Origin of the sequence: Bradyrhizobium sp. JYMT SZCCT0180 (assembly GCF_018130165.1) — a bacterium.
Lineage (GTDB): Bacteria > Pseudomonadota > Alphaproteobacteria > Rhizobiales > Xanthobacteraceae > Bradyrhizobium.
Genome location: NZ_JAFCLZ010000001.1, coordinates 59082 through 73603, shown reverse-complemented (window position 1 = coordinate 73603; position 14522 = coordinate 59082). Strand labels below are relative to the sequence as shown.

Annotated in this window: 15 protein-coding genes and 1 tRNA gene; 12 read left to right on the top strand and 4 right to left on the bottom strand. The window is 62.8% G+C overall.

Annotated elements, in window-relative coordinates:
- Nucleotides 1-301 precede the first annotated feature (301 nt).
- The 9 genes from JQ641_RS00340 (at nt 302) to JQ641_RS00300 (ending at nt 8226) form a co-directional block, all read left to right on the top strand.
- A tRNA-His gene (locus JQ641_RS00340) sits at nt 302-378 on the top strand.
- Entirely contained in the window at nt 352-612 is a 261-nt protein-coding gene (locus JQ641_RS00335) for a hypothetical protein (RefSeq protein WP_211993705.1), read from the top strand. The genes JQ641_RS00340 and JQ641_RS00335 overlap by 27 nt, the downstream gene beginning before the upstream one ends.
- A gap of 377 nt (nt 613-989) precedes the next feature.
- Nucleotides 990-1250 carry a hypothetical protein gene (locus tag JQ641_RS00330; RefSeq protein WP_211993702.1) on the top strand — a complete coding sequence of 87 codons (261 nt, stop codon included), beginning with the start codon at nt 990-992 and terminating at the stop codon, nt 1248-1250.
- 2 nt (nt 1251-1252) lie between these two features.
- Nucleotides 1253-1615 (top strand): hypothetical protein, encoded by a 363-nt coding sequence (locus tag JQ641_RS00325; RefSeq protein ID WP_349628471.1) that lies wholly within the window; start codon nt 1253-1255, stop codon nt 1613-1615.
- Nucleotides 1616-1845: 230 nt separating this feature from the next.
- Nucleotides 1846-2334, top strand: coding sequence for a hypothetical protein (locus JQ641_RS00320; RefSeq protein ID WP_211993699.1), 489 nt, complete (start codon nt 1846-1848; stop codon nt 2332-2334).
- Nucleotides 2335-2408: 74 nt separating this feature from the next.
- Nucleotides 2409-4112 carry an efflux RND transporter periplasmic adaptor subunit gene (locus JQ641_RS00315; protein ID WP_211993697.1) on the top strand — a complete coding sequence of 568 codons (1704 nt, stop codon included), beginning with the start codon at nt 2409-2411 and terminating at the stop codon, nt 4110-4112.
- A gap of 12 nt (nt 4113-4124) precedes the next feature.
- The gene (locus JQ641_RS00310; protein ID WP_211993695.1) at nt 4125-7259 is read left to right on the top strand and encodes an efflux RND transporter permease subunit; all 3135 of its coding nucleotides are present in this window, start codon (nt 4125-4127) and stop codon (nt 7257-7259) included.
- A gap of 22 nt (nt 7260-7281) precedes the next feature.
- Complete coding sequence (locus tag JQ641_RS00305) at nt 7282-7647, top strand: hypothetical protein (protein WP_349628470.1); 366 nt, start codon at nt 7282-7284, stop codon at nt 7645-7647.
- Between the two features lie 159 nt (nt 7648-7806).
- A complete protein-coding gene (locus JQ641_RS00300; protein WP_211993693.1) occupies nt 7807-8226 on the top strand; it encodes an META domain-containing protein in 420 nt (139 codons plus the stop codon).
- Between the two features lie 36 nt (nt 8227-8262).
- On the opposite strand, the gene JQ641_RS00295 is transcribed toward JQ641_RS00300, so the two are convergent.
- Nucleotides 8263-8439 carry a hypothetical protein gene (locus JQ641_RS00295; RefSeq protein WP_211993692.1) on the bottom strand — a complete coding sequence of 59 codons (177 nt, stop codon included), beginning with the start codon at nt 8437-8439 and terminating at the stop codon, nt 8263-8265.
- Between the two features lie 142 nt (nt 8440-8581).
- Nucleotides 8582-9487, bottom strand: coding sequence for a LysR family transcriptional regulator (locus JQ641_RS00290; RefSeq protein WP_211993691.1), 906 nt, complete (start codon nt 9485-9487; stop codon nt 8582-8584).
- Between the two features lie 135 nt (nt 9488-9622).
- On the opposite strand from JQ641_RS00290, the gene JQ641_RS00285 reads away from it, so the two are divergent.
- Nucleotides 9623-10612 carry a tripartite tricarboxylate transporter substrate-binding protein gene (locus JQ641_RS00285; protein ID WP_211993690.1) on the top strand — a complete coding sequence of 330 codons (990 nt, stop codon included), beginning with the start codon at nt 9623-9625 and terminating at the stop codon, nt 10610-10612.
- Nucleotides 10613-10678: 66 nt separating this feature from the next.
- Nucleotides 10679-11755 carry a tartrate dehydrogenase gene (locus tag JQ641_RS00280; RefSeq protein ID WP_211993689.1) on the top strand — a complete coding sequence of 359 codons (1077 nt, stop codon included), beginning with the start codon at nt 10679-10681 and terminating at the stop codon, nt 11753-11755.
- Between the two features lie 95 nt (nt 11756-11850).
- Here JQ641_RS00280 and JQ641_RS00275 read toward each other — a convergent pair whose 3' ends face one another.
- Nucleotides 11851-12021: a hypothetical protein gene (locus JQ641_RS00275; RefSeq protein ID WP_192738899.1), complete on the bottom strand. Its 171-nt coding sequence runs from the start codon at nt 12019-12021 to the stop codon at nt 11851-11853.
- Nucleotides 12022-12284: 263 nt separating this feature from the next.
- Between JQ641_RS00275 and JQ641_RS00270 the strand changes: the two genes are divergently transcribed.
- Nucleotides 12285-13277, top strand: a complete 993-nt coding sequence (locus tag JQ641_RS00270) for an MBL fold metallo-hydrolase (protein WP_211993687.1) — start codon at nt 12285-12287, stop codon at nt 13275-13277.
- 209 nt (nt 13278-13486) lie between these two features.
- Here the strand turns inward: JQ641_RS00270 and JQ641_RS00265 are convergent, their stop codons facing one another.
- Nucleotides 13487-14488 carry a Bug family tripartite tricarboxylate transporter substrate binding protein gene (locus JQ641_RS00265; protein ID WP_211993685.1) on the bottom strand — a complete coding sequence of 334 codons (1002 nt, stop codon included), beginning with the start codon at nt 14486-14488 and terminating at the stop codon, nt 13487-13489.
- Between the last annotated feature and the right edge of the window lie 34 nt (nt 14489-14522).

The window sequence follows — 14522 nt, the reverse complement described above, 5'->3', positions numbered from 1 at the left end:
CGTCGGGTTAATTTGTCGCAGCCACTCTCGCTACGTCGTCATTGCCTGCGACAAACGCGAAGCGTTTGCGCAAGGGAGCGACAGCGACGAAGCAATCCATGCCTCCGCAAGTGGTGCCATGGATTGCTTCCGCCTACGCTCGTTGAGCTACGGCGGACAAGTCGCTGCGCTCGCAATGACGAAGCTGGATTGTCATTTTCGCCGGCCGATCCACTGTGTGCGGTAACTCACATTCAGTCGATGGTGCCTGCTGTAGGTACGGATGGTCGAAGCAATCCTACCCAAGGGCTTCGCGCAGGATGCAGTTGTAGCTCAGTTGGTTAGAGCGCCTGTCTGTGGAACAGGAGGTCGGTGGTTCGAACCCACCCAACTGTACCAGCCTTTCAAGGCGGTCAGATCAGCTTCCATCACAACACCCAATTGCCTGGTTCTCCATCGAGCCGAACCAGCTATTTGCCGAGCCCGAATTTCACTGCGGCCGACGGCGCAAGTGAGCAGCAACGAATTGCGCCGCGTCGCGGCGCTGGTTGCGATCTTCAATACGTGCTGGCGATCGTCTTTCCCTTCATCGCCGAGCGGACATCTGAACAACTGTTCAGAAATTTTCCATGAACGATGTGAATGACGCGCGCGTCAAACAGCCATGCACACGGCTAGACACATTGACACGATCGACGACGAAGCAATTTCGACGCGCGTCATTGTGGCGCACGCCGAGATGAATGCGCTGTTCGTGTCTGATTTGCCTTGCGAATTCGCTTGCAGGTCCACGCTTCAGGAAGAGGCGAGTGCACCAACGTGTTTCAGCTCACGTTCAGCCGCAGACAACGATCATAGGGTTCGAACTACGGAGCAGATCCCCTGCTACCAGAACCCAAGGAGCTACCCTACCATGTCGTTTCGTAAAGCAATCCTCTCCGCGTTCGCTGCAACCGCCATCCTGGTCGCCGGCGTCTCCGCAAGCAGCGCGGGGCATTGGCATCACCATCATGGTCATCATCACCACGGCTGGCATCACCATCATGGTCATCACCATCATGGCCATTACTGGCATTGGCGCCGGCACCATCATCATCATGGCCATCACCATCACCACGGCCATCATCACCACCACGGTCACCACCACCACCACTAACGACAAAAAGCCGGCCGACGCCGTCGGCCGGCTTACCACCTCGGCTGGATCGCTGTTGATCCACTTTGATCACGTCCCTCCGACGCCTGTCGGCAACCGAAGATCTGGAGTATGACAATGAAGAAGTTTCTAATGGTTGCTGCGCTCGTGGCTTCGTCCGCCAGCGCCTGGGCGCACGATCACCAGGGCACGAATGGCGGCAGGGTCGAGGATGCCGGCGCGTATCATGTCGAGCTGGTTTCGAAATCCGAAAAGGTCGATCTCTACATCAGCGATGCGAACCAGAAGCCGATCGCCGCAACCGGCTTCAAGGCCATCGGCATCTTTGTCGTCAATGGCAAGGCCCAGCGCGTTGCGATGGAACCTGCCGGAAGCGCGCGGCTTTCCGGAACCGCCACCGACGCGCTGTCGGCCCAGCCGAAGGGGGTGGTGCAACTGACCTCACCCGATGGAAAAACCGTGCAAGCCAAATTCAACTGAAGCTGATGGGGTGCCCTGAACGGGATGCCGACCGTAATAGTATTCAGTTTCGAGCGTGGATATACACCCTGTCTGGACCGGCGGCCCCGTTCATCAAAGCCTCGTGAACCGTTGCTGGCCTGAAGACGACAGAAAGATGCAAGACGACTGGAAGACAAATGGCTCGCAGCATGTGTTAGCCATCTTTAACCTGACCTATGCAGTGCCGAGAGCCCTGTGATATTGTGAGCATGATGAACGCGAACCCAAAGCTTTGGCAGTTTATTTGTGCGGTGATCGTCCTGATCGCCGTTCAATTTGCGCCTGCCTTGGCCCGCGCCCATGCCGACCAGGCCCACCGCCTGCAGGGACACGTCCACGTTCATCATCATGCGGTGCCTCACGGCGCCCATGCGCCGGTGGCGCATCACCTCACCAAGGCTGCGTTCACCAACGACGTCCTTGCCGAGGCCGCCTTCACCAAAACCGACGATTCTATCCCGCACGCGCTTGTCCTGACCGCAAGTCGGCCGCCGGGCGCAGCGCCGATCGATGCGGACGGATGCGTGGACGGTTGTTGCGGGGCGGGCATGGGGTGCTGCGGCGGGGCCGCTTTGGTCGCTGCCTCGCAATGTTTGCCTCCCGCGGTTCATTCGCACCGTCTTGATATCACCGGTGCCGTACTTGCTTCGGGCATAAAGCCTGCAAGCCTGCGCAAACCCCCCCGAGCGTTCACCTGAGCAACGATATCGCGGCGGCACGATGTGCCGGCCGCGCGAGCGAGAACACGCTTCTTCTCAGGTGAGTCATTCAGATGTCTTTTTTGTTCCGTGCCGCGCGGTGCGTGGCGGCTATGTTATTCCTGCTCATGGCAGGCCCGGTGCTGGCGCACGAAGGCCACGATCATGGCGCGCCCGCTCCGGCGCCGAGCGCCAGTCTCGCGCCGCGTGCCGAGACTGACTCGGACGCGCACGAACTGGTTGCGATTGCGCGCGAAGGCGTCCTCATCATCTATCTCGACCGGTTCGCAACCAACGAGCCGGTGGATGGCGCCGAAATCGAAATCGAAACGCCCGCCGGGCCGCAGAAGGCCGAAGCCAGGCCGGGCGAGCCCTATCGTCTCGACGCGCCCTGGTCCAGCAAGCGGGGAGCCTACGACCTGATCTTTACGGTCACGAAAGACGGCAATGTGGACGTGTTGCCCGCCCGGCTCGTGATTCCGGATGTTCCGGGCGGCACAGCCGGACCAACATCATGGTTCTCGGCTTCCGCCATCGCGGGGGAGATTCGGCACCACTACAATCATGAGCGCCCGGCGTTGTTTTTGGCCATGCTGGGGGGGCTTGCCGCCGGGATCGGCCTCACGGTGTTGATTCGGCGGCGTCTGGTGTTGATGCGGCGGCGTCGCAGAGCGGCAATGGTTCTCGTCGTCGCCGGCGCGGTCGTCCTGTTCAACAGCCCGTCCCGCTCCCATGACGGTCACGATCACACCGCTCAAGCCGCGCCGATGCAATCGGTTCGCGACCAGGCCCAGCGTCTCCCGGACGGCGGGGTGTTCGTGCCAAAGAGCACGCAACGCATTCTCGCAATCCGCACCGTGATGACTGAATCCCGCGCGCACCCGCGCGCCATCGAGCTGCCAGGCCGAATCATTCCCGATCCGAACGCCAGCGGCTTCGTGCAAGCCTCGGTGGGCGGCCGCCTATCGGCGCCGCCAGGCGGATTTCCAAAGCTGGGGACGCCGGTCAAAAAGGGCGACATCGTCGCTTATGTCGACCCGCCGCTGCAGGCCATCGACGTGTCGGATATGCGCCAGCGCCAGGGCGAACTCGACCAGCAGATTTCCATCGTGGAGCGCCGGCTCGCCCGCTATGAAACGCTGGTGCCGAGCGGCGCCATTGCCCGCTCCCAGCTCGAAGACACGAGGTCCGAGCTGCAGGGATTGAAGGACCGCCGCGGATCGCTCGATCGGGCGCGCCGTGAGCCCGAAGCGCTGCTGGCGCCGGTCGACGGTGTGATTGCCGAAGGCACGCCGGTGGCCGGGCAGATCGCCCAGTCCAATGCCGTGATCTTCCACATCATCGACCCGACTCGTCTGTGGGTCGAAGCCCGCAGTTTCGATGCGCTGGCTGGCGTTCGCAGCGCGACCGCGAATGCAGGGAACGATCGCATCGTTACGCTCACCTACCAAGGCTCCGGCTTTGCGGACCGCAATCAATCCATTCCGGTCCAGTTTGCGATTCAGGGCGACCTTTCCGGCCTTCGCGCCGGGCAGTTCGTCACGGTCCTTGCCACCACCAATGAGGAAAAAGTCGGCCTTGCGGTGCCGCGGGCCAGTCTGGTGCGCAACATGAACGGCCAGGAAGTCGTCTACGAACACGTCACGCCCGAGCGTTTCGAACAACATCCGGTGCGGGTAGAGCCGCTCGACGGTGACCGCGTATTCATCGCCACGGGCCTTGCCGGAGGCAAGCGCCTCGTCGTGCAGGGCGCCGAACTGCTCGACCAAGTGCGTTGAGGAGCAGGACAGATGTTTCGCTTTCTCGTCACACAGTCGCTGCGCAACAGCCTCCTGGTCATGGCGGCCGCGCTGGCCCTGGTGTTGCTCGGCATCTTCAGCGCTGGCCGGCTGCCGGTGGACGTGTTTCCCGACCTGAACAAGCCGACGGTCACGATCATGACCGAGTCGGACGGGCTCGCGCCCCCCGAGGTCGAACAGCTCGTCAGCTTTCCGATCGAAACGCAGATGAACGGTGTTCCCGGCGTGACGCGGGTCCGCTCGGTTTCCGGAATCGGCCTTTCGATCGTCTATGTCGAATTCGACTGGGGCACCGACATCTATCGTAACCGGCAGCAGATCGCCGAACGCCTCAATCTGATCCGGACCCAGTTGCCGCCCAACACCGTTCCGCAACTGGGACCGATCAACTCCATCATGGGCCAGGTGCTGCTGGTTGCGGTGACCAGCGAGCGGGCTTCGGCAATGGAAGTCCGCGAGACCGCGGACTTTGTGGTGCGGCCGCGGCTGCTCACGATCCCCGGCGTAGCGCAGGTGATTCCGATGGGCGGTGAGGTTCGGCAGTATCGAATTTCCCCCAATCCGCCCGCGCTTCGCAGCCTGGGCGTCACCTATGAGCAGGTCGAACTGGCCTTGAACCAGTTCGGCGTCAATACCGGCGGCGGATTTACCGATCAGCATGCCCGCGAATATCTGATCCGCAACATCGGGCGGACCACCAATCTGGACGACCTTCGCAACGTGGTGGTGGCGCAGGTCAATGGCGGGCCGGTCTATCTGAAGCAGGTCGCCACCGTCGAGTTTGCACCCAAGGTCAAGCGTGGCGACGCCGGCTATATGGGCAAGCCCGCCGTCGTCGTCTCGGTCGAGAAGCAGCCGAACGTCGATACGATCAAGCTCACGCGCGAGATCGAGCAGGCCCTGAAGGAGATCACGGCCTCGCTGCCGACGGGCATGAAAGCCGACCAGATCATCTTCCGCCAGGCCAATTTCATCGAAACCTCGATCCGCAATGTCGAGCGTGTCCTGCTCGAGGCCGGCGCGGTCGTCGCCATCGTGCTGTTTCTGTTCCTGATGAACTGGCGGACGACGGCGATCTCGCTGGCTGCGATCCCGGTGTCGATCCTGACGACCGCGGTCGTGTTCTATTTTGCCGGCCTGTCGATCAACACGATGACCCTTGGCGGCATTGCCATCGCCATCGGAGAGCTGGTCGATGACGCCGTCGTCGACGTCGAAAACATCTTCCGGCGGTTGCGCGAAAATCGGACATTGGAGCATCCGCTCCCGGCATTCGATGTCATTGTGTCGGCATCGCAGGAGGTCCGGTCCGGCATCGTCTATGCGACCGCGATCATCGTGCTGGTGTTCGTGCCGCTGTTCGCGCTGTCGGGTATAGAAGGCAAGTTGTTTGCGCCGCTTGGTCAGGCCTACATCATCTCCATTCTCGCCAGCCTTGCGGTCTCCATCACCCTGACCCCGGTGATGGCTTACTATATGCTTCCGCATCTCAAGCGCCTCGATCACGGCGACAGCGCTCTGGTCGCGATGCTCAAGCGTGCCAATGCGGCCTTGCTGGAACGTGTCTTCCACTATCAGCGCGCCTTGATGGCTGCCGCCCTCGCGGCGGTCGTCATTGCGGCGGTTAGCGCATTCTATCTTCCCCGCGCATTCCTGCCGCCCTTCAACGAAGGCACCTTCACGATCAACATGCTGTTCAATCCGGGAATTTCGCTCGCCGAATCCCATCGCGTCGGGTTGATTGCCGAGCGCCTCGTCCTTGAGGTGCCCGAGGTCAAGACCGTTGGCCGGCGAACCGGGCGGGCGGAGCTCGACGAGCATGCCGAGGGCGTCCATTCGTCGGACCTCGAGGTCAATCTCAAGCCATCGAAACGGCCAAAGACCGAAATCGTCGCGGATATAAGGGCCCGGCTCGCCGTGCTTCCCGCTGCGATCAACGTAGGCCAGCCGATTTCGCACCGGCTCGACCACCTGCTTTCGGGCGTTCGGGCCGAAATTGCGCTGAAAGTGTTCGGCGACGATCTGAACAGCCTGCGCGCAACCGCTGAAATGCTGCGCGGCAAGCTGGCGGATATTCCTGGTCTCACCGACCTTCAGGTCGAAAAGCAGGTGCTGATTCCGCAGCTGGAAATCCGTGTTGATTATCGCCGTGCCGCGCTCTACGGCGTCCAGCCGGCCGCCGTGATCGAGCAACTCAGCCGGCTCTCGAACGGCCGCGTCATTTCACGGGTGGTGGACGGTTATCGGCGGTTCGACGTCACGATGCGGCTGCCGGATCGGCTTCGCACCACGCAAACCCTGGGCGACCTCTTGATCGAAACGCCGGCCGGATGGATCCCGGCGCGGCAGATCGCCGACGTCAAGGAGACCGAAGGCCCCAACCAGATCCTGCGCGAGAACGGCCGCCGCCGCGTGGTGGTGTTCGCGAACACTAAAGGGGGCGCCGACATGACCGACATTGTCGAAGCGATCCGAAAAGTAACCGCTTCGACAAAACTGCCCGATGGCTTTTACGTTCGCCTGGAGGGAACGTTCCAGGCCCAGGAGGAAGCAAGCCGGACCATCGGCGTACTCTCGCTGCTGTCGCTGTTGCTGGTGTTTGCCATTCTCTACAGCCGCTACCGCTCGAGCGTGCTCGCCTTCATCATCATGGGTAACGTCCCGCTGGCGCTGATCGGGTCGGTCGCGGCGCTTTGGCTGGCGGGCCAGCCGCTCTCGGTTGCGTCGATGGTTGGATTTGTCACGCTGACCGGCATTGCGGTTCGCAACGGCATCCTGAAGATCAGCCACTACATCAACCTGGCGCTGAAGGAAGGAATGCCGTTCGGCCACGACCTCGTGATTTGCGGCAGCGTCGAGCGGCTGACGCCGGTCTTGATGACGGCGATGGCGGCCGGCGTGGCGCTGGTGCCGCTGCTGATCGACGCGGCAACGCCCGGCAAGGAAATCCTGCATCCGGTGGCGGTGACGATTTTCGGCGGCCTGCTCAGCGCGACCCTGCTCGACACGCTGCTGACGCCCGTTCTGTTCCTTCGCTATGGCGAAGCGCCTCTGGAGCGGCTGCGGCGAGGCGCCGAGGGCAAGGCGGGAACGGCCCCGGCAAATTCAGCCGCCGAAGCCTTTTGACATCAACATGCGGAGAATGACGGTGAATGCGAAATTTGTGATGGTTGTGGCCATGCTGGCCTGGTCGACTTGCGCCTCGGCGCACGACGAGAAGGGAACGAATGGCGGCTGGGTCGCCCATGCCGGATCGTATCACGTCGAACTGGTTTCGAAATCCGACAAGCTCGAACTGTTCGTCAGCGACGAGAACCAGAAATCGATTCCGGCCACCGGCTTCAAGGCGATTGCGATCCTCGTTGTCGACGGCAAATCCCAGCGAATCCTGCTGCAGCCTGCCGGGAGCGCGCTGCTTTCCGGCACCGCCAGCGTCGCATTGCCGGTTCAGCCAAAAGGCGTCGTTCAACTGACCGGCCCTGATGGAAAGACGGCGCAGGCAAAATTCGACTGAGCGGGATTGCGCAGCAAGACCCGGATCGGTCAATCAAATTCCCGCGGCGCAGGCCGCGGGTTTTCTTTGGTGCGGCATTTTGCGCACCAGCTCTAGCCAACGACATACTTGTTCAATAGAACGGCGCGCTATCGGGTTTGAGATATTTCGAGAGGTTGCATGATTTCATTCGCGCGCATGGTGAAGCTCGCAGGCGTTGCTGCGGTGCTGCTGGTTTCCGCCGTCCCCAATGCGGCTCAGGCCCAGGCCGACAACGGCTTTCCGTTCGGAATGGAAATGACCATGGATGTCCCGCCGCAGCCCGGCTCCAAGCGGATACCCAATCTGGAAATCGGCGACCGCGGCGAGGTGGTGCTCGAACTCTGGTGCAAGGGCGGCAAGGGCCAGTTTTCGGTGGCGGGCAACACCGTGATCTTCGTCGCCGGCGCGATGGAGAACCGCAATTGTCCGGCCAATCGCGCCCAGGCCGACGACGAACTGATTGCCGCACTGACCGACGCCGCGACCTGGAAGCGGCAGGGCGATGCGATCTCCTTCATCGGCACCAGGACGCTGCGCTTCCGGCTTAACACGAACTAGAGAGCGAGTTCGTCATGCCGGAGGCTGCGGCCGCGATCAGCGGCCGAATGAGAAGAAAACCTTCGGCGGCAGCGGCTGCGGATTGAGCGCGACCCAGTCCAGCCTGGAGGTAAGCTGGCGCTGCAATCCGCTCACGATGATGATGCCACCCGAAACACGATCGAGTTCATCGGAAGTCAATGTTTCGGCTTTGACGGGGGTGAAATCGGTCATGGTTGTTTTCCTTGGTTAGGCGCAGCACAACGCTGCGACGAACGGGACATTGCCTTCTCCGGCCCGACTTGTTTGTGATCCAGGTCACGCACGCCGACGTGCCGTCAGGCGGCAGCCCGCTCGTCCAGACGATCGACCGGCTTCAGGCTTCCCGCGCGTAGCGCTTAAGCGAAGCTTTGAGAATCCCGAGCATTTCGTCCCGGATGAGATCGCGCGTGCCGCGGGTCCAGGCGGCTGCGAGCGGCAAGCGGTTCATGTCCGACCCCGCGAGCCGAACAAACCGAACGCCGCGCGCCGCCATTCGCGATGTCCATCGCGGCACGATGGCAACGCCAAGTTCGGCCGCGACGAGATTCACGATGGTCTGCTTTTCATTGGCAATCTGGATGATTCGCGCCTGCAGCCCGGCCTGCGCAAACAGTTTCATGGTCAGATCGTGGCTATGCGGGCGCGAGCGACGCTCGGGTACGATCAGCGGCTGTTCGGCAAGATCGGCGACGGTCACCCGTTTTCTCGACGCGAGGCGATGATGGTCCGGCACCGCGACGACGGCCGTCTCGTGCAGCAGAAACAGAAATTCCAGCCGCTTGTCGGGTTTCTGGGGAGGGCGCACCAGGGCGATGTCGAGCCGGCCGGAGAGCAGCGCCGGCAATAGCCGGATCGTCTTGTCTTCCGTCAATCTCACCGTGACATCCGGCCTCTGTTCGCGAAAATCGGAAAGCAGCATCGGCAGCAGTCCCGCCGCTGCGCTGTCGATCGCGCCGACGCGGATGATCGCGCCCTGCTTGCGGCCCCGCGCCTGGAATTTGACCGCCAGATTGTCCGCCTGCGCCAGCAAGGCGCGGGCCTCCTTGAGCAGGACGACGCCGTCATCGGTCAGCGTCACGCTGCGCGTCGTTCGCGTCATCAGCCTTGTGCCGAGATCGTCTTCGAGCAGGCGGATGTAACGCCCGAGCGCGGAGGGCAGCATTTCCAGCCGCTGCGCCGCACGCCCGAAATGCAATTCCTCGGCCGCCGCCACGAAGCAGCGAAGCTGGTGCAGTTCCATATTTCGTCCTCCCCCGGCAGATTATATCAAATATTTGTATAATCGTATGCCGATTGAAGGCGCGTGACACTTGGCCGTACCTTGTCCGGAAGGGCTGAAATCAGCCGATCAACGAATTCTTCAGGGAGCGACCCAATGCGGTTCAATCGTCGCACGATCCTTTCCGGCGCCCTCGCGGCCGCGTCGCTATGGGCGTCACACCCCGCTTTCGGGCAGACAGCCTTTCCGACAAAACCGATCACCATCATCGTTCCGGCGGCGGCCGGAGGGCCGACCGACACCGTGGCCCGCCTCATCGCGGAATCGATGGGCCGAAGCCTCGGCCAGACCATCCTGGTCGAAAATATCGGCGGCGCCGGTGGTACGCTCGGCATGGCGCGCGTGTCGAAGTCGGCCGCCGACGGTTACACGCTCGCGATCTGGCACATCGCGCACGCCACCGCGCCCGCGCTCTACGACTCCCTCAAATATGATGTCGTCGACGATTTCGACCACCTCGGCCGCATCACCGACGTGCCGATGACCCTGGTGTCGAAGCCGACACTTGCTGCCAACAATGTGACCGAGTACGTGGCGTGGATTCGCGCGAGCGGCGAAAAGGCCGTCTACGGACATGCCGGCATCGGTTCCGCCTCGCATCTTTGCATGCTGATGCTGATGAAGGAGCTCGGCGTGCAGATGAACGGGATTCCCTATCGCGGCACCGGGCCGGCCATGAACGACCTGCTCAGCGGCCAGTTCGACGTGATGTGCGACCAGACCACCAACACCACCAACCAGATCAAGGAAGGCAAGATCAAGGGCTTTGCGGTCACGACCAAAGCCAAGGTCTCGTCATTGCCCGACCTGCCGACGCTCGATAGTGGCGCCGTCAAGGGTTTCGAGGCCTCGGCCTGGCACGCCTTGTGGGCCCCGAAGGGATTGCCCAAAGACGCCACCGACAAGCTCGTGGCAGCCCTTCAGGCCGCGCTGAAAGACCCCAAGGTGATCGAGCGGTTTGCCAATCTCGGCACCGAGCCGGTCGCGGCGGAGCTGGCGACGCCGGCGGCGCTCAAGGCGCATCTGACAGCCGAAGTGCCGCGCTGGGGTGCCGTGATCAAGGCTGCAGGTGCCAAAGGAAATTGAACCCGCCGCCGCAAGCGTGCGGTCACCCAAAGCTGACAACGACATTCGCAATCCGGAGACCAATCGATGAAGACGTACGCCATAGCAGCCATCCCGGGCGACGGGATCGGCACCGAAGTCATTGCCGCAGGTGTCGAGGTGCTGCACGCGCTGGCCCAGCGCGACGGCAACTTCAAGTTCAAGGTCGATCATTTCGACTGGGGATCTGAGTACTACAAGAAGCACGGCATCATGATGCCGGAGGATGGCCGCGACCAGATCAGGAATCACGACGCGATCCTGTTCGGCTCGGCCGGCGCGCCCGATGTGCCTGATCACATCACGCTGTGGGGCCTGCGGCTCGCCATCTGCCAGCCGTTCGATCAATACGCCAACGTCCGCCCGACGCGGATCCTGCCCGGCATCACCAGCCCGCTGCGCAACGTGCACGGCAAGGAGCTCGACTGGGTGATCGTCCGCGAAAACTCGGAAGGCGAATATGCCGGCGTCGGCGGCCGCGTCCACAAGGGCTTGCCGCTCGAAGTCGCAACCGACGTCTCGATCCTGACCCGGTCCGGCGTCGAGCGCATCATGCGCTTCGCCTTCAAGCTCGCACAGTCGCGGCCGCGCAAGCTGCTCACCGTCGTGACCAAATCCAACGCCCAGCGCCACGCCATGGTGATGTGGGACGAGATCGCGACCGAGATCGCGGCCGAGTTCAAGGACGTGACCTGGGACAAGATGCTGGTCGATGCGATGACCATGCGCATGGTCATGAAGCCGGAGACGATCGATACCGTGGTGGCCACCAATTTGCACGCCGACGTGCTGTCGGATCTCGCGGCCGCGCTCGCCGGCTCGCTCGGCATCGCGCCGACCGCGAACCTCAATCCGGAGCGGACCTATCCCTCGATGTTCGAGCCTATACACGGCTCGGCCTTCGACATCATCGGCAAAGGCATCGCCAATCCCGTCGGGACGTTCTGGTCATCGGTGATGATGCTGGAGCATCTCGGCGAGCCAGCGGCTGCGACGCGGTTGATGCAGGCGGTCGAGCGTGTCACGGCCGATCCCCGCTTTCACACGCCGGACCTCGGCGGCAAGGCGAGGACCAACGAGGTCACGGCCGCGGTCGTCGCCTCCATCCACGGCGCCAACGACTGACGCGCTATCCGTCGCAGCGATCCGAAACGAAGAAAGGGCGACCTTGCGGCCGCCCTTTGCATTGCCGGTTTGCTTTGCAGATCCGGCAGGGTCCATCAGGTAACCCGGGTCACACCGGTGGACTGGCCGTACTTGTTGTGGCCGACAATGTACCAATGGCCGCCCATTTGGTAGTAGGTGGCCTTGCCGCCGGTGACGGCTTCGAGTTCGTGGTCGGCAAGTGCGCGCGTGTCGAGGGTACCGGCATTCCTGATCCTGGTATTCATCGCAGTATCTCCCTTTGCTCCGGGCGGCGCGACCATCGCGTCCGCTGTCCGGTGAGGAGAACAATGCCTGCTGCCGCGCCGGTGCGCTGTTCCCCAGGTGACAGGCGGGGGCGGGCGAGGAAATGCGGGGCCGGGTAGCTCCCGCACCGGCCGGCTTCGAAGATTTCGCTCCGGCTTCGGCTTGCGGAAGGTCCCAAAAATCAGGAGTATTCACGCCAATTCGGGAGCCAAATCCCGGGATAAATAATTGAGGGGAGACGCCAATGACGGCTTTCACGCGCCGCGATCTGTTGTCGGCTGCCGCAGGCGCGGCAGCAGCCACGAGCCTGCCGTTCAATCAGCCAGTTCGCGCCGCCACGCCGCCAGCGGGCAAGCAGACCGCCGGCTGGTACCGCTACAAGATCGGCAGCATCGAGGTGACGGTGGCGACCGACGGCGTCAACCGCTTCAAGATGGCGGAGGATCACGTCACCAACATCAAGAAGGATGTGGTGAACGCCGCGCTCGCCGAGGTCTTCATGGAAAAGGACATGACCACGCCGTACAACCCGATCGCCATCAACACCGGATCGAAGCTGGCCATCATCGATACCGGCACCGGCGAGAGCAATTACAAGAAGAGCAATGGCACCGCCGGCCAGTTCGTGACCAACCTTGCGGCCGCGGGCATCGACCGCAACGCTGTCGACGTCGTGATCATCTCGCACTATCACGGCGACCACGTGAACGGCCTCCTGATGGACGACAATTCACTGACCTATCCGAACGCCGAGATCCTGGTGCCCGCCAGGGAGCACCAGTACTGGATGGACGACGGCGAAATGAGTCGCGCCCCCAAGGGCCGTATCGAGGGCGTCTTCAAGAATGCGCGGCGGGTCTTCACACCGGAGGCTTTGAAGCGTGTGAGAACCTATGAGGGAGGCAAGGAAGTGATTCCCGGCGTCACCGCGCAGGGTACGCCCGGGCACTCGCCCGGCCATAGCTCGTTCGTGATCGCTTCAGGCTCGGATTCCGTCTACGTGCAATCCGATGTCACCCACGTGCCGTTCCTGTTCGTCCGGCATCCCGACTGGCACGTCTTCTACGATCAGGACCCGGCGATGGCGGAAGCGACCCGCCGCAAGGTTTACGACATGCTGGCGGCCGACAAGATGCGGGTGCAGGGCTTTCACTACCCGTTCCCGTCGCTGGCGCATGTCGAGAAAGTCGGCAGCGGTTATCGGGAGATTCCGGTGATGTGGAATCCCAATATTTGATGGGTGGTCGGTGAGACGGTCTAGCGTCGGGCTCGCTGCACCTCTCCCGCTTGCGGGGGAGGTCGGCGCGAAGCGCCGGGTGGGGGCTCTCTCCACACGATGACTCGCGGAGAGAGCCCCCACCCCAACCCTCCCCCGCAAGAGCGGGAGAGGGAGCGCACTTCCTTCGCGGTTGCTGCCCTAAGCTCATCCCGCTCCAGAGCCCGCCGCTACTCCACCTTCAGCCCGAGCTGGTGAACGAGCTTGCTCCACTTCTTCTCTTCCTTGTCGATGTCGTCGGCGTATTCGGCCGGCGTCGAGGCCAGGGGATCGCCGCCTTCGAGGCGGATGCGTTTCTGCACCTCCGGATCGCTGACAAGTTTGCGCAGCTCGGCGCTGAGGAGTTCGACGATCTCAGGCGGCGTGCCTGACGGCGCGAGCAGCCCGTAATGCAGCACGGCTTCGAAGCCAGGCATCCCCGACTCGTCGAATGTCGGCACGTCAGGTAGTAGCGAGAAGCGCGCCTTGCTGGTGACGGCGATGGCGCGCAACTGGCCGGCTGCGATATTGCCGAGCGCCGGCGGCAGCACGCCGAACGCGACAGGCACATGGCCGCCGAGCAGGTCGTTCATGACGGGCGCAGTGCCCTTGTAGGGAATGATCGCGGCATCGATACCGGATTCGGCCTTGAACAGTTCCGCGCACATGTAGCCGCCGGTGCCGACCGGCGATGTGCCGATATTGAGTTTGCCCGGCTCCTTTTTTGCGAGCGCGATCGTTTCAGCAACCGTCTTGGCTGAGAACGACGGGTGCGCGAGCAGGGCAACCGGCATCGACGCGACGAGACCGATCGGCGCAAAATCCTTGCGCGGGTCCATGCCGAGCTTGGTGTAGAGGCTGGGGTTGATGGAGAGGGTGCCGGTGTGGCCCAGCAGCAGCGTGTAGCCATCAGGCGCGGCGCGCGCCACGGCGCGGGTACCGATGGTTCCTCCGCCACCGCCGCGGTTGTCGACCGTCACGGTCTGGCGGAACGCGTCCGACAGTTTTTGCGCCACCACGCGTGCCATGGCGTCGACGCCGCCGCCGGCCGGGTAGGGGACAATGAGCGTGATGCTGCGCGCTGGAAACTCGGCGGCATGCACGACCGCGCTTGCCACCAGCGGGCCTGCGAAGGCGATGGCTGATGCAAGGGTGGCCTTCATGACATTGCGACGATGTGAGAGCCTAAGCACCAGATTGCCTCCCTCCAGCGATGTCGATCCACGT